At 36.8% G+C, this 15,086-nt stretch carries 13 protein-coding genes; 4 read left to right on the top strand and 9 right to left on the bottom strand.

What is annotated here, in order from left to right:
* Positions 1-91: 91 nt before the first annotated feature.
* Positions 92-484 (top strand): RidA family protein, encoded by a 393-nt coding sequence (locus ESZ47_RS07455; RefSeq protein ID WP_148606207.1) that lies wholly within the window; start codon positions 92-94, stop codon positions 482-484.
* 37 nt (positions 485-521) lie between these two features.
* On the opposite strand, the gene ilvA is transcribed toward ESZ47_RS07455, so the two are convergent.
* The 4 genes from ilvA to ilvB all read right to left on the bottom strand — a co-directional run bounded on the left by ilvA (position 522) and on the right by ilvB (position 4,893).
* The gene (gene ilvA, locus ESZ47_RS07450; RefSeq protein ID WP_148606205.1) at positions 522-1,787 is read right to left on the bottom strand and encodes a threonine ammonia-lyase IlvA; all 1,266 of its coding nucleotides are present in this window, start codon (positions 1,785-1,787) and stop codon (positions 522-524) included.
* A gap of 73 nt (positions 1,788-1,860) precedes the next feature.
* A complete protein-coding gene (gene ilvC, locus ESZ47_RS07445) occupies positions 1,861-2,958 on the bottom strand; it encodes a ketol-acid reductoisomerase (RefSeq protein ID WP_341872649.1) in 1,098 nt (365 codons plus the stop codon).
* Complete coding sequence (locus ESZ47_RS07440) at positions 2,939-3,184, bottom strand: acetolactate synthase small subunit (RefSeq protein ID WP_148606203.1); 246 nt, start codon at positions 3,182-3,184, stop codon at positions 2,939-2,941. The genes ilvC and ESZ47_RS07440 overlap by 20 nt, the downstream gene beginning before the upstream one ends.
* Positions 3,184-4,893: a biosynthetic-type acetolactate synthase large subunit gene (gene ilvB / locus ESZ47_RS07435; RefSeq protein WP_148606202.1), complete on the bottom strand. Its 1,710-nt coding sequence runs from the start codon at positions 4,891-4,893 to the stop codon at positions 3,184-3,186. The genes ESZ47_RS07440 and ilvB overlap by 1 nt, the downstream gene beginning before the upstream one ends.
* Positions 4,894-5,201: 308 nt before the next feature.
* On the opposite strand from ilvB, the gene ESZ47_RS07430 reads away from it, so the two are divergent.
* The gene (locus ESZ47_RS07430) at positions 5,202-5,993 is read left to right on the top strand and encodes an ABC transporter ATP-binding protein (RefSeq protein WP_148606200.1); all 792 of its coding nucleotides are present in this window, start codon (positions 5,202-5,204) and stop codon (positions 5,991-5,993) included.
* 401 nt (positions 5,994-6,394) lie between these two features.
* Here the strand turns inward: ESZ47_RS07430 and ESZ47_RS07425 are convergent, their stop codons facing one another.
* Both ESZ47_RS07425 and ESZ47_RS07420 read right to left on the bottom strand, forming a co-directional pair.
* Complete coding sequence (locus ESZ47_RS07425) at positions 6,395-8,836, bottom strand: phosphoketolase family protein (RefSeq protein ID WP_148606198.1); 2,442 nt, start codon at positions 8,834-8,836, stop codon at positions 6,395-6,397.
* 274 nt (positions 8,837-9,110) lie between these two features.
* The gene (locus ESZ47_RS07420) at positions 9,111-9,839 is read right to left on the bottom strand and encodes a GntR family transcriptional regulator (protein WP_148606196.1); all 729 of its coding nucleotides are present in this window, start codon (positions 9,837-9,839) and stop codon (positions 9,111-9,113) included.
* Positions 9,840-9,915: 76 nt separating this feature from the next.
* Between ESZ47_RS07420 and ESZ47_RS07415 the strand changes: the two genes are divergently transcribed.
* Together ESZ47_RS07415 and ESZ47_RS07410 are read left to right on the top strand one after the other, a co-directional pair.
* Positions 9,916-10,416 (top strand): aminoacyl-tRNA deacylase, encoded by a 501-nt coding sequence (locus tag ESZ47_RS07415; protein WP_148606195.1) that lies wholly within the window; start codon positions 9,916-9,918, stop codon positions 10,414-10,416.
* Positions 10,409-10,951, top strand: a complete 543-nt coding sequence (locus ESZ47_RS07410) for a hypothetical protein (RefSeq protein ID WP_148606193.1) — start codon at positions 10,409-10,411, stop codon at positions 10,949-10,951. The genes ESZ47_RS07415 and ESZ47_RS07410 overlap by 8 nt, the downstream gene beginning before the upstream one ends.
* A 37-nt stretch (positions 10,952-10,988) precedes the next feature.
* Here ESZ47_RS07410 and ESZ47_RS07405 read toward each other — a convergent pair whose 3' ends face one another.
* The 3 genes from ESZ47_RS07405 to rplI all read right to left on the bottom strand — a co-directional run bounded on the left by ESZ47_RS07405 (position 10,989) and on the right by rplI (position 15,082).
* A complete protein-coding gene (locus ESZ47_RS07405) occupies positions 10,989-12,794 on the bottom strand; it encodes a bifunctional metallophosphatase/5'-nucleotidase (RefSeq protein WP_148606191.1) in 1,806 nt (601 codons plus the stop codon).
* Between the two features lie 369 nt (positions 12,795-13,163).
* Positions 13,164-14,627 (bottom strand): replicative DNA helicase, encoded by a 1,464-nt coding sequence (gene dnaB, locus ESZ47_RS07400; protein WP_148606190.1) that lies wholly within the window; start codon positions 14,625-14,627, stop codon positions 13,164-13,166.
* Between the two features lie 2 nt (positions 14,628-14,629).
* Positions 14,630-15,082 (bottom strand): 50S ribosomal protein L9, encoded by a 453-nt coding sequence (rplI, locus tag ESZ47_RS07395; RefSeq protein ID WP_148606188.1) that lies wholly within the window; start codon positions 15,080-15,082, stop codon positions 14,630-14,632.
* Positions 15,083-15,086 lie beyond the last annotated feature (4 nt).

The following is a 15,086-nucleotide window of genomic DNA, read 5'->3' as shown; positions in this document are numbered from 1 at the left end:
CTATGTATTCTCATTTTTTCGTTTTTTCATTCCACAAACATTGCATAATATAGATTTTTAGATTAAAATATCAGACAGGAGGACATTATTCATGTCAAAGAAAGTCGTTGCAACTACTAAAGCACCGAAAGCACTTGGTCCCTATTCACAAGCTATTCAAAATAACAACACGTTATATATTTCGGGACAAATTGGAATAAATCCTGAAACAGATGAATTTGCTGGATCTACAACAGCTGAACAAGCACATCAAATTTTTGAAAACATTGATAATATCTTACATGAAGCCGAATTTTCAAGAAATGATATCGTAAAAGCTGGTTTATTCTTCGATGATATTGCTGATTTTGCCTTAGTTAATGAAATCTACGCAAAATACTTCGAAACTACTTCTATTGAAGAGTTCCCGGCACGTTCAGCCATCCAAGTAGCTGCTTTACCTAAAAATGCTAAACTAGAAATTGAAATTACTGCTATGAAATAAAAACTTGATTTGAAATAAATCAAGTTTTTTTCTTTGCCTAAACAAGCATATTAAACAGTACCGTGTTCTCTTGCAGGTTAATATATTTTGGAAAGAACGCTGCCAAGCGTTCTGTTAGGTCATCAACATTTGTTTCTGCACCTAATAAGACACCTACCATAACAGAACCCATCTCAGAATTTAATTTTTTTGTATACTCAAAACGAGTAATATCGTCCTTGGGACCCAAAACATTGTTTACAAATTGACGTAACGCTCCTGGTCGCTGAGGGAATTCAACCAAATAAAACTGTTGACGTCCTTTATACATCAGCGCTTTCTGTTCCATTTCTTGCATACGACCAATATCGTTGTTTCCGCCCGAGATAACCAAAACTACAGTTTTTTCAACGATATCATCGGCCATAAAATCTAAACTAGCTATCGGCATTGCTCCTGCTGGCTCAGCTACAATTGCTTCATAAGTATATAAATCCAGAACTGACTGAGCCACTTTACCTTCTGGAATGCCTAGTAATTTGTCAACATACTGTTGTGCTTGATTGTAGGTAAATTGGCTAACACGTGCAACGGCAGCACCGTCAACAAAATGATCAATATGGTCAACAGTTATTGGCCTTTTTGCTTGGAAAGCAGCTTGCATTGATTGTGCAGTTTGCGGTTCTACTCCAACCACTGTTGTTTGTGGTGATACTTTCTTCGTGTAAGTCGACAACCCACCAATCAATCCACCACCACCAACGGAAGCAATCAAATAGTCAACATTAATATTTTTGTCTGCAGCATCTTCAAATATTTCAACAGCCACTGTGCCTTGTCCAGCCATTGTGCGACGATCATCAAAAGGAGCCACAAAAAACATATTATGTTTTTTAGTATATTCAAATGCAGCACTTTGCGCCTCATCAAACGTATCTCCTACTAGAATAATTGTCACGTATTGACTACCAAAACGTTTAACAGCTTCAACTTTTTGATTCGGCGTAGTTACAGGCATAAAAATAGTTGCTTGTATTTTTAAATTATGACAAGTATCAGCTACGCCTTGTGCATGGTTTCCAGCTGATGCAGCAACAACGCCATTATTTAGCTTTTCTTTCTCTGTCTGAATGATATTATAGTAGGCTCCGCGGATTTTAAAAGAACGTACCCGTTGCATGTCTTCTCTTTTAAGATAAATATCTGCTTTGTATTTTTTTGACAAATAATCATCATATACCAATGGCGTATGCGTTACTACTTTTGATAAGACTCGATTTGCTTCTTCTATTTCTTCAGCTGTTAGCTTTTCCACAGTTGTCATATAATTCATCTCCGATTACTAATTCATTTTATGTACGAAAAGCATTACCTTTCAGAAAATGCTTCTCATGTGATTACTTTGCTACTGAAAACTGTTCAGTATCTGCTGCTGTTGAATACTTATCAGCATCTGAAATCCATGGCATCATCGCACGAACCTTCTTACCAGTTTGTTCGTACAAACCACTCTTATACTCTGTACGCTTCTTTTCCAAATCTTTCAAACCAGAATTGTATTCAGCCAACCATTGCCTTGCATAGGTACCATCTTGGATATCTTTCAAAACATCACGCATTCCCTGCTTTGATTCTTCAGTAATGATACGTGGACCATTCAACATTTCACCGTATTCACAAGTGTTTGAGCAATCGTGTCTCATCTTTTCGAAACCGCCTTCGAAAATCAAATCGACAATCATCTTCATTTCATGTGATGTTTCAAAGTAAGCCAATTCTGGTGAATAACCAGCTTCAACTAATGTGTTAAATCCTGCTTCAATCAACTGTGTCAAACCACCACAAAGAACAGCTTGTTCACCGAATAAATCTTCAGTTGTTTCTTCTTCAAAACTTGTTTCCAAAATACCTGCGCGACCTGAACCGATACCTTTAGCATAAGCTTTGGCAACGTCAGCTGTGTCACCAGTGGGATCTTGCTGTACACCATACAAAGAAGGAATACCACCACCTTCAACGAATTGACGACGTTCAATGTTACCGGGACCCTTAGGTGCAATAATCATGACATTAATGTCAGCATTTGGCTTAATCAAACCATACACAATGTTAAACCCATGAGAAAATCCAAGATATGAACCAGCTTTAATGTTAGGTTCCACTTCTTTCTCCCAAACAGAAGCTTGCAATTCATCTGGTGTTTCCATCATGATAATATCTGCTTGAGCCGTAGCTTCTGCTGCTGAATAAACTTCAAACCCATCTTTTTTAGCGCTATCAAAAGACTTTCCTGGACGCAAACCCATGATGACATCAAATCCTGAATCTCGTAAGTTATTCGCTTGAGCATGTCCTTGAGCACCATAACCAATAACAGCAATCTTTTTTCCTTCTAATGGTGCTGTATCAATATCCTTGTCATAAAACATCTTTGTAGCCATAGTAAAATCCTCCATGATTTTAAATTCTTTTTGATTAATAATGGCAAAAGCCATCATTTACTGCTAATACATCTAATTGTTTTAATAAATTCCGTCGAACTGTTGCCGTTTGTTTTTCGTCTTCAGATTCAAAAATAAATGAAATCGTAGAAATTTTTTGATCTTCATCAGGTGTGACCATCAACGACTTAATGTTCAAATTTAAGCGAGTTAACACACTCGCAAATCTAACCAGCAAACCTGGTCTATTATACACACGTGTTATCAATGTCTTATCCATTAAGCTTCCTCCTCAGTAATCATATCCCGATATGGTGCGCTAGCGTTAACCATTGGCAAAACTTTTACATCATCAGGAATTGTTACTTCAATAAGAATTGACCTATCTGAGTCAAAAGCTTTCTGCAACTCTTCAAACATACTATTCGGATTATCAATCCGAGCATAGTGAATATCATATGCCTGTGCTAGTTGATCAAATCGTGGTTGCGACTTGAAAACTGTATTAGACAATCGACCGTCAAAAAACAATGTTTGCCATTGTCTAACCATGCCCAGTGAATGGTTATTAAACATAACAATTTTAATGTTTAAATTATTATCATTCAAAATAGCTAGTTCTTCCGATGTCATTTGGAACCCGCCATCACCGACAAAGAGCACAACTTCTTTTTCTCGCCTAGCAAATTTGGCCCCAATAGCTGCAGGTAGTCCATACCCCATTGTTCCTAAACCGCCAGAAGTTATCATTTGGTAATTATGCTTGAATGGATAAAATTGTGCTGCCCACATCTGATGTTGCCCAACATCTGTTACTACTATCGCATTCCCCTCGGTAATTTCACCAACGGCTTGAATTACTTCTTGAGGCATGATAGCAGTTTGCAACTTATGATAGTGAAAAGTTGATTCACCTTTAGCGTGCTGGTTCAAATTTTGCCATGCTGATGTATCAGTCATCGTTATATTCTTCAATTCAGAAAGAATAGCATTTAAAGCATCATCAGCACTAGCGTGAATAGCATAAGTTGTCGACAATACTTTTTCTAACTCTGTTGCATCAATATCAACATGGGCAATTATTGCATTTTTCCCAAAATCGTCTACATTTGTCACAACACGATCGTCAAACCTTGAACCAATATTCAAAATAAAATCTGCTTGATCGATTGCTGTATTAGCTGTAACAGACCCATGCATACCAACCATTCCCAAGAACAGTTGATCATCAGAATCAACAGCACCCAATCCTAATAATGTCGACACAACTGGTATATGATAACGGTGCATTAGTATTCGTAATAATTCTTGTGCATTTGATTTCAAAACCCCTGCCCCAGCAATAATAAGTGGCTGACGAGCTTTAGACAAAGCTGCTACTAATTGGCGTACCTTAACAGTATCAACAACAGGTTTAGCATTATCAATTTGGTGGAAGAATGTATTAGCATGATTATTTTCATCATTTTTTGCCAACATAACACTTTTCGGTAAATCAATTAGCACCGGTCCGGGTCTACCAGAGACTGCGACCTTAAATGCTTCTTCAACAATTAATGGTAATTCGCTAACTGTTCTAACTTGATAACTCATCTTAGTTATAGAACTTGTTATAGACAAAATATCTAACTCTTGAAAGGCATCTGAACCAATAGCTGCTGAACCTACTTGACCAGATATAACCACTAATGGAACTGAATCGCAAAAGGCATCTGCAATTCCAGTAACTGTATTTGTTGCCCCTGGTCCTGAGGTGACTAGCACAACCCCTGGCTTCCCTGTGGCCTTTGCATAGCCTTCTGCAGCATGCGAAGCTGCCTGTTCATGGCGAACAAGTATATGTTTGATACTCGATTCATATAGCGCATCATATAGTGGTATAACTGCCCCGCCAGGATAACCGAAGAGACTATCAACACCTGCTTTCTCTAAAGAATCTAGTAGTATCTCTGCACCATTCTTACTTTCGGTTAATACTACATTTTTCATAGTTTACTCCCTTCTTAAAATTATCAGCCACCTCGAAAATTAGTAAAATTAGATTTCGATTAACAAAGCAACAAGTGTATTGTGACAAATCGAATTAATGATGTCAACTTGATAAATATAAAAAACATCAATCAATCCCTTCATAATCTTTGTTATATCAGTGTTTAAAAATACAATATATAACTTTGGAATATTTCTAGATATATAATAACGGAATATTTCAGTTAATTGAGACAGTTGATAATTTATAAAAATGATATTATAAATGTGTTTATTCATTTATTTTTAATCTAAAGGAGAATAGTTATATGACAGAAAACGCAGTATTATCAATGAAAAACGTTTCATTTGAACGAGAAAAAATGATATTGCAAAATATCAATTGGACTCTAAAAAAAGGCGAAAATTGGGTATTGATGGGTTTGAACGGTGCCGGTAAAACAACATTATTGTCATTGCTTTATGGTGACTATTGGGCTACTACTGGCAAGGTCAACGTCCTCGGAGAAACATTTGGAAAAACTAACGTCCTAGAACTTAAAAAAAGGATTGGCTTAATTTCTACGGCTATTCAATCACAATTCCCAGAACACCATTTAGCGCAATATATTGTTTTAAGTGGAAAGTTCGGTACGATTGGTATTCATAACGATTTTGAACAAAGTGATTTGAACGAAGCCATTAACTTACTAGAAAAATTAGGCGGATCTGAGCTAATCAATAAACAATATCGAGTTTTATCACAAGGTCAACGTCAATTAGTTTTAATTGCAAGAGCTCTCCTGGGTAATCCTGAGTTACTTATACTTGACGAACCCTGCAATGGTCTAGACTTATTTGCTCGCGAATCATTATTAGTGCAAATTAATAAACTTGCAAAACTACCTAATCATCCAACTTTATTATTTGTTTCGCACTACACCGAGGAAATTTTGCCGATTTTTCAAAATGTAATGCTACTTAAACATGGCCAAATTTTTGCACAGGGGAATCGTAGTGAGATATTGACTGAGTCACTACTCTCAAAATTTTATCCTAAACCAATTAAAATCATACCCATATCAAATCACAGAATTGCCGTATATCCAGCTGATTTATGAAATTAAAATGTGAACTTGACTTGAAATTATATATATGTTTTAATTAATTCAAATAAACATTTGGAGAAAATGCTATGAATAAAACCATGTCAGTAAATAATCAACTCATTCGCAGCATCATTGTCAGTATTTCTTAATGACAATGAGCTGATATTTATTCTGCTCATTTGTCATTTCAGACTATGAGCAGCTGATACGGTGATTTTTAAAAGCCCCTGATTAGCTAGCTAATCAGGGGCTTTTATTATTTTTCTAAAAATCATCTAATTTCTAAACAAATAGAATTTTCCATAACTTACTTTTTTCTCTAATTATTTCATCTTATTTATTGCGCAGTTATTTTCACAATAAAAAACCAACTATTAAAATAATAGTTGGTTTTTGACAAAGTAACCTGTAAATTACTTAAGTGGTGACCAGTTCCAGTCAGTGAATTCTTCGATATCACGACCTTCATTACGAGTAACCTCAAAGTGCTTTGCCAACGTGTCATCCATCTTAGCGATAAATGTATCAGCAGCAGCTTGGTCAATCTTACCATTTGCAGACAAAATTTCAGCAGCTTCCTTAGCTTGATGGAAGCGATCCAAGTGTGAATATACACGCATGTCATATGTCGTTGTGATGTCACCATCTTCACGATAACCATGCACGTATACATCACCAGTGAACTTACGTTCGAAGAAGAATGATTCAACCAAGTTTTCGTAAGCATGGAAACCAAAGATAACTGGTGTATCAGCTTGGAAGTACTTGTTAAATTCTTCAGGTGATAATTCACGTTCGTCATTCATGTTAGGTTCTGACTTCTTTTGCAAACGTAGTAATTCAACAACGTTCACATAGCGGAACTTAACTTCTGGGAATGCTTGGTTAATCAACCATAACGCAGCCAAAGTTTCAATTGTTGGTTCAGTACCAGCAGATGCAAATGTAATGTCAACATCGCCAGAAGGTGCAGTAGAAGCCCAATCAATGATCTTCAAACCTTCGTTTGCTAATACATCAGCTTCTTCAACTGTAAACCATTGTTGACGTGGTTGTTTAGAAGCAATCAACAAGTTAACCTTATGACGTTCTGAGAAGGCACGTTCTTGAACAGCCAACAATGAGTTACCATCAGCTGGCAAGTATTCGCGAATGAAGTTTGACTTCTTTTCAGCCAAGTGAGTCAACATACCTGGATCTTGGTGAGTATATCCATTGTGATCTTGTTGGAATGCAGTTGAAGTTGCAATCAAGTTCAATGATGGATAATCATTACGCCATGCTTGTTCTGAAGCGTGACGTAACCACTTGAAGTGTTGCGTAACCATTGTATCAACAACACGCAAGAATGATTCGTATGACGCAAAGATTCCAACACGACCAGTCAAAGTATAACCTTCAAGCCAACCTTCAGCTTGATGTTCAGACAATTGTGAATCAATGATACGACCTGTGTGACTCAACAATTGGTCTTGTGGTTCCTTGATTTCTTCCATCCACTGACGTGGTGTTACATCAAACAATCCCCACAAACGGTTTGACATTGTTTCATCAGGACCGAAGAAGCGGAAACGAGTTGGGTTCAATTTTGAAACTGCACCCAAATAGTTTGACAATGTTGCCATGTCCATGTTGCGCTTGCTGTCAGCAAATTCCTTACCACGTGTATCATCATTGATATCGTTAGCGAATTCTCTCCAGTTAGGCAACTTCAAGTCTGAACGATCAGCACCACCATTTGTAATAGGGTTAGCTGACATACGCTTGTCACCCTTAGGAGCGATAGCTTTCAATTCATCCTTCAAAGAACCATCAGCATTGAATAATTCTTCAGGCTTGTATGAGTTCATCCAGTCTTCGAATTCAGGCAATGTTGCAAGGTCATTTTGTGAAAGAGGCAATGGTACTTGGTGCGCACGGAATGAGTTTTCAATAGGATTGTTACTTGCATCGTGCGTTGGTCCACCCCAACCCTTTGGCAAGCGAGCAATAATTACTGGCCATGCAGGGATTGTACCATCTTGGAACTTATCGTTTTCACGTGCATCTTTTTGAATAGCTTGAATATCTTCAATAGCTTGATCCAAAACGTTAGCTGCAAGTTGGTGATAAGTGGCGTAGTCATGAATATCATCATTTTCGATGAAGCGAGGTGAGTAACCCAAACCTTCAAAGAACTTTGTGATTTCTTCATCACTCATACGTGAGAAGATTGTTGGGTTTGAAATCTTAAATCCGTTCAAATCCAAGATTGGCAAAACAGCACCATCATTCTTTGCATTCAAGAACTTGATTGAATGCCATGAGGCCATTGATGGACCTGTTTCGGCTTCACCATCACCAACAACTGCAAAAGCAACTTGGTCAGGATTGTCCAAAACAGCACCGAAAGCGTGGCTCAATGAATAACCCAATTCACCACCTTCATGCAATGAACCTGGTGTTTGAGCAGTCATGTGTGATCCAATACCGCCAGGGAATGAGAAACGCTTAAACAAATGACTCATACCTTCGATATCTTGAGTAATTTCAGGATAGTCTTCAGTATATGCGCCATCTAGGTAAGCATTAGTAACCATAACTTGGCCACCGTGACCAGGACCACCGATGTAAAACATGTTCAAACCATACTTGTTGATCAAGCGGTTAGCATGTGCATACAAGAATGTCTGACCTGAGATAGTACCCCAGTGTCCGATTGGCTTAACTTTTACATCTTCAGCCTTAATAGGTGTATTCGTAACAGAGAACAATGGGTTGCTCTTCAAGAAGATCATCCCTGCTGACAAATAGTTGGTTGCACGCCACCACTTATCAACAAGTTCTAAGTACTCTTTTGAATCGAAATCTGCCATGAGATTAAGTACTCCTTATTTTTTGCAAGAATAATAAACACTGTAAACCACGAACTTCTTCCGTTATTTACTCCTATAGTATAACCGATTACACTTTTTTCTTCAAGAGAAAAGTCCTAATTGGGTCATGTCTTTTTAAAATTTGGTTGGTTTTTAAAACCAATTGGAACGCACCAATTTATTTTTATTATAGTAACAAAAAATTCAAGAACAAAGCAGTTTTCATCATAAATCGCTTTGTTCTTGAACCAACAATTAACTTTATTATTTTGTATCATTCAGAATCTAAGCTTACAAAAGCGTTGTATCGGAGATACTTATAATGTAAGCGCATCGTCGAAAATTCTAAAGGTGTCCCATCGTCCATGAAAAAAATACCTTCCATAATACCAACAGGCTCATTGGCTTTTAGTTCAAGTAACTGCTGATCTTCAAGGTTAGATGGCTCAGCCATAATAGTCATAAATGACTTTGTTACTGTTCGGTGTTTCGTTTTTTCAATGTATTCATAGACTGATCCAGATACAATACTTCTATTTAATCCAGGCAATACATTAATGGGTACATAGCCACGTTCAATCATAAACGGCACTCCCTCCAAGCGACGCAACCGTTTAATTTCATATACAAAATCGCCGTCGTTGAGAAAAAGTGCTTGCTGCTGTTCCGGTGTTGCTGGAATGACTTGAAAATCAAGCAACTCAATACTTGGTGCTTGCCCGTCAACACGAAATGAGTCTGATACACCCAGGTTTGAACCCTCATGCTGGAAAATTGCATGATTTTTAAGATATAATGGGTTAACAAAAGTACCGCTTCCCCGCTTCTTAAAAATAACACCTTGTTGGACTAATACATTCAATGCACGTTTAATTGAGGAACGTGAAACACCGTATTGTTCAGCTAACGAACGTTCATCTGGTAATTTTAAATTAGGAAATTCACCTTGGTAAATTTTTTGTTTTAGATCCGCTTGTACGGTCACATAGATAGCTTCTGACATAATGTTATTTAGTATACCACACATTGGTCTGACCAGTCATTGTATTGGTGGACCCAATTTGTGTTAAAATAGTGGCATGAGTAAAAAGAAAATGAAAAAAACATTACCTGAACAAGTAATGGATAAACATAACATAAACTACGAACCTCTCGAACTCAATATATTAGATAAAACGCCGGCTGAACGTGATGTAATCCTTGAGACGTTTCACGTGAAACACGATGATATCTACAAAACATTAGCGGCAAATGGCGATAAGACTGGTCCAATTGTTGCCGTCTTGCCAATTACAAAGCACTTATCACTGAAAAAATTAGCAATAATTTCTGGTAACAAAAAAGTGGCAATGCTTCCACTAAAGGATCTTCAAAAAACTACTGGTTACATTCATGGTGCCAATAATCCTGTAGGTATCTGGCAAAATAAACATTTTCCAATATATTTTGACCACACGGCGTCTGAAAAATCCCACATTCTTGTCAGTGGCGGCGAACTGGGTCGCTCAGATAAAGTTAATCCTAAGGAAATTGTTAACCTACTACATTCTCAGTTTGCGGACCTACTAGAACATGAGTAATTTTTTATTATTGTTAGCACACAATATCATCTACTTCTTAGTTATTCCAATCATCATCGCTTGGTTTATTAGTTTCCTTTCCGGCTTTTTAACACAATGGTTAACACTACATACATCTTATAGAATTACCGCTATTTTAAGTTTTTTTGGTGTTATAACGCATGAAGTTAGTCACTTAATTGTAGCCATTATTTTTCGACATCATATTCTTGAGTTTCGGTTATGGCAAATTAGTGATGACGGTGTGCTAGGCTATGTCAATCGTGAGTATAATCCACATAGTTTTTATCAAAAATTAGGAAATACATTTATTAGTGTAGCACCTGTAGTTGGTGTCTCTAGTGTTATTTTGATACTCATGAAATTTGTATGGACTCCTGGTTCATATCTTAAAAATATAATTGTGATAGTGATCATCTGTAGCTTATTACTGGGATTTAATTTGTCCACTACTGATTGGCGTAATTTTGGCCGTGGTGTTCCATTTTATATAATAGTTATTATAATTGTTTCAACATTACAATACACGCTATAAAAAGCCTTAGTTCAACCGACAGACTAAGGCTTTTTACTTATTCAACAAGTTTTTTTCTGTTTAGAATTGGTGCCACTACTTTATGGTCGGTTTTCGTCATCGCTTTAATATATTTAATAAATACATCTGTATCTGTTCCCACTGCACCAATGATTTTAGTATTTTTAAAAGCAAAGAAATTATCACCTGCACCATGTAAAAAATCATTAATAACAACACGGTAGGTTTGATTATCTGAAACTAACTGTCCCTTACTATCCCACATATTTTTAACCGTGTAAGGCTGATTCTCATCATCATTTTTTTCATAAGTATATGTTAAACCAGCTATCTGCAAATAATATTGTTGATTTTCATCATATTGTTCGTTCAGCGCTTGGCGAATTTGACTGCCTGACATTTCAACTACCTGCAGGATATTGCCAAATGGCTGCACAGCTAGTGCTGATCCCCATGTAATAGCTTTATTAGATTTCACAGCTAAGTCAGATCGAACCCCACCAGTATTTGTAAACGCAAAATTAGGTTTCAAGTTGGCCTTTTGAGCACCGTATAACTGGGCATCGGCAACTAACTCACCTGCTTCATTTTCCATCGTGGCACTATTATGTAATCGACCAGTAATAGTCTCAGCCTCACCTGCATATCCTATAACATTATTCACTTTTCCCTTAACAAGTTTATCCGCATTTTTTACAATCGAAACCACTTTTTTATCAGCTTTGGTTGTTACATCGTCTTTGTGCGACAATACTGGATACACATGCGTCGATACTTTGGTGAATTTCCCTGTTTTAGAACTAATATAGCTCCAACTATCATCATAGGCTTTTCCAGTATATACAGCCTGTACAACATGAGTATGACCAACTTGTGCATTGGCATATTGATGAGAGTGTGCAGCAATATATAATCCAACATTATTGTCCGGATCAATATCATTAAGCTTCTTTAAAATATCTACTGTTGGACCACTTGTAGTGTTATCTTTACTTTGTACACCAGTATGCCCAACGACAACAACAGCATTAACCCCTTTTTTACGTAAAATCTTATCATATTTTGCAATTGTTTTTGCTTCATCTAAAATTTGATAATCTTTGTAGTTTTTATACAGTGTCAAACTTGATAGTGTAGAGGTTTCCAAACCAATAATACCTATTTTAGCGGTTTTGTTATTTTGCTTCACAGTTTTAATCATATATGGTTTGTAGCCATACGGTATTTTATGGTCTTTTTTGTTAATTACATTCGCTACAACGATGTTAATTCCAGACGAATAATGTGTATATTTTTTTACTAAAGAATCAGCACTACTACTTGGCTTACCACCAGTCAGTATACGGTTAAATGCTGGCAATCCTTGATCAAATTCATGATTGCCCAAAGTGCCAATTTTGAATTTCATTGCCCGCAGCACGTGCATCGTTGATTCATGTGCCAATAAAGATGAATTTGCTGGCGCAGCTCCTACCATATCACCAGCTTCAATGCGTAAACTATTACTAGATTTTGTCACTTTTTTAAAGTGTGACTCGGCTTGATTTAAATAGGACGCCAAACGTCCAACAGTTCCAGCATCTTCATATGTTTTTGATCCAATATCTACAGAACCTGTTGTTTCCAAGCCACCGTGTAAATCATTAATTCCTAAGAACTGCACTGCGATGTCTTGTCGATTATCTTGATTTGTTTTTTGATAATCAGGCTCAAGGTTTGGTTTGCTATAGTTATCTATATTGTTCGTAATTTGAACATCCGCATAAATAACCGTACTGCCACTTGTAAAAAGCACTCCACACAAAACAACCGGCCATAAGCCAGATAAAAATTTTAATCTCATTACTTTTTCTCCCCATATAAATGTTTTTAGTATATCATTTACCATAATATACTCCTAGTTATAATTTGGTTAAAAAGAAACGATAATGATTAATTTAGTAAAAATAGTTCGTCATTTTGATTATAGTTTTATTCAAAAAAAATTTTTATACAACCACTATTTCAACCCATTTCAAAGAAATAAAAAATAGTAGTGTTTATTTTATACTCATTACTTTTTCAGAAACAATATATTTTAAGTACTAATATTTTATCTTTCATATATTTAAAATATTATATTTTTTATAAATATCTTTAGATCGTATCGAAAAATGTTCGTATTATAAAAAAACTGCATGATAGCATGCAGTTTTTTTGTATACTCTTTTACTTACCATCCTGGACTAACATCTGGTGCACCAGCGTTCATATCATCCCGATATAATGGTGCCATAGCATTAAATTTAAAGGTTGGCTTATTAAACATTAACGTAGCTGTACCACGAGCACCTGCTCGATTCTTTTCAAATATAATTTCAATAGGCACAGCTTCTTGTTCTTCACGCGGATCCCCTTCACCATCTTCAGAGTCGCCACGAGAATAATCATCTCGATACAAAAAGGCTACCACATCAGCATCTTGTTCGATAGAACCTGAGTCACGTAAATCAGATAGAACCGGTCTCTTGTCAGTTCGTTGTTCAACACCTCGGCTTAACTGAGCAAGGGCAATAATCGGTGTATTTAACTCCTTTGCCATTTTTTTAATGGCTCGTGAAACTTCGGACACTGCCTGTTGTCTGCTTTCTGAATTATTAGACTCAATCAATCCCAAATAATCAATCACCACCATACCAATCGGATGGGGATTTTGAACTCGCTCTTCGGGTGTCATATCACTCAGTAAATCACGTTCTAATTGATGAAGTTTGGCACTAATTTGATTAATCTTTATACCCGCCGTATCATCCATATAAATTTGCATTTGCGCTAATGATTGCATCGCTAAAGTTAACGCTTGCCAATCCTCTTGTGTCATTTGGCCTGTAGTTAAGTGACTAGAATCAATAGATCCTTCACCGGCAAGCAAGCGGCCAACAATATCCGTGGAACTCATCTCCATTTCAAAAATAACTACTGGTACTTTTTCATTCTTGGCGACATTACGAGCAATATTCAACACAAAGGCTGTCTTACCAACAGCTGGACGTGCACCAAAAACAATCATTTGATCATTTCGAAAACCATGTGTAATTTTATCCATTTCCGGATATCCGGTGGACAACCCAACAATGTCACTGTCATTCTTTACCGCTTCATCTAAATTAGCCTGATACTCCTGCAAAACATCTTTGATTCTTCGAAAATTTTCATCTCCTCGGTTTTCTGCAATTGTATCAATGGTACGTGACAATTGTGCTAATAAATCTTCACTAGGCTCGGCAGCATCATAAGCTAATGACATCGTGCGTGTTAAAGTGTCAATCATTTTACGTAAGACTGATTTTTCACGTACAATATTAGCATAATGTTTCAAATTAGCCGATGAAGCAGTCGATTCGGATATTTCTGCTAAATAAGCTACACCTCCAACATTTTCTAGTTGTTGCATGCTGTTTAACTTATCTTGTACTGTTAAAATGTCAATCGGACGACTTTCATCAACCAAAACCTGCATTGCTTTAAAAATCGTTTGGTTGGCTAACTTATTGAAATCTTCTGGTACCAATATTGCACTAGCTTCGACCATTGCATTCTCTGATTTAACATCAAAAAAAATGGATCCGAGAACTGCACGTTCAGCATCACCATCTTGCGGTACTTGCCGATATTCATTTAATACCGGATTATCCATATTTAACCCTCACTGACATGAACACGCATTTGCGCCGTCACTTCTCTATGCAACTTGACTGGTACATCTGTATAACCAAGTGCATGTATTGGTTGATTTAACTCCATTTTTCGCTTATCAATCTTAATTTTATACTGTTTTTCTAACGCAGCAGCAATCTGCTTGGTTGAAACTGCACCAAATAGGCGCCCATCTTTACCTGACTTACCGGTTAACTCAATGACAGTTTTCTCATTTGCAAAGAATTCTGCTAATTTTTTTGCCTCAGCCAACTCCTCAGCAGCAGCTTTTTCTTCCGCTTTTTGGCGACCTTTTACCGCACCCAGATTTCTACCTGTAGCAGGTTCTGCCTTTTTATTTTTGATTAAGAAGTTGTTCGCATAGCCATCTGGCACATCCTTAACTTCACCTTTTTTTCCACGACCTTTAACGTCTTCTAAAAATACTACTTTCATTTTT

The sequence above is a fragment of the Leuconostoc litchii genome, from assembly GCF_008107645.1.
Lineage (GTDB): Bacteria > Bacillota > Bacilli > Lactobacillales > Lactobacillaceae > Leuconostoc > Leuconostoc litchii.
This window is presented reverse-complemented; position numbering and strand designations above follow the sequence as displayed.

Coding starts and splice junctions, on each gene's coding strand:
- ilvC (WP_341872649.1), bottom strand. CDS start 2,958: ATGGCTTTTGCCATTATTAATCAAAAAGAATTTAAAATCATGGAGGAT.
- rplI (WP_148606188.1), bottom strand. CDS start 15,082: ATGAAAGTAGTATTTTTAGAAGACGTTAAAGGTCGTGGAAAAAAAGGT.
- ESZ47_RS07440 (WP_148606203.1), bottom strand. CDS start 3,184: ATGGATAAGACATTGATAACACGTGTGTATAATAGACCAGGTTTGCTG.
- ESZ47_RS07420 (WP_148606196.1), bottom strand. CDS start 9,839: ATGTCAGAAGCTATCTATGTGACCGTACAAGCGGATCTAAAACAAAAA.
- ESZ47_RS07405 (WP_148606191.1), bottom strand. CDS start 12,794: ATGAGATTAAAATTTTTATCTGGCTTATGGCCGGTTGTTTTGTGTGGA.
- ilvB (WP_148606202.1), bottom strand. CDS start 4,893: ATGAAAAATGTAGTATTAACCGAAAGTAAGAATGGTGCAGAGATACTA.
- ESZ47_RS07415 (WP_148606195.1), top strand. CDS start 9,916: ATGAGTAAAAAGAAAATGAAAAAAACATTACCTGAACAAGTAATGGAT.
- ESZ47_RS07430 (WP_148606200.1), top strand. CDS start 5,202: ATGACAGAAAACGCAGTATTATCAATGAAAAACGTTTCATTTGAACGA.
- dnaB (WP_148606190.1), bottom strand. CDS start 14,627: ATGGATAATCCGGTATTAAATGAATATCGGCAAGTACCGCAAGATGGT.
- ilvA (WP_148606205.1), bottom strand. CDS start 1,787: ATGACAACTGTGGAAAAGCTAACAGCTGAAGAAATAGAAGAAGCAAAT.
- ESZ47_RS07455 (WP_148606207.1), top strand. CDS start 92: ATGTCAAAGAAAGTCGTTGCAACTACTAAAGCACCGAAAGCACTTGGT.
- ESZ47_RS07410 (WP_148606193.1), top strand. CDS start 10,409: ATGAGTAATTTTTTATTATTGTTAGCACACAATATCATCTACTTCTTA.
- ESZ47_RS07425 (WP_148606198.1), bottom strand. CDS start 8,836: ATGGCAGATTTCGATTCAAAAGAGTACTTAGAACTTGTTGATAAGTGG.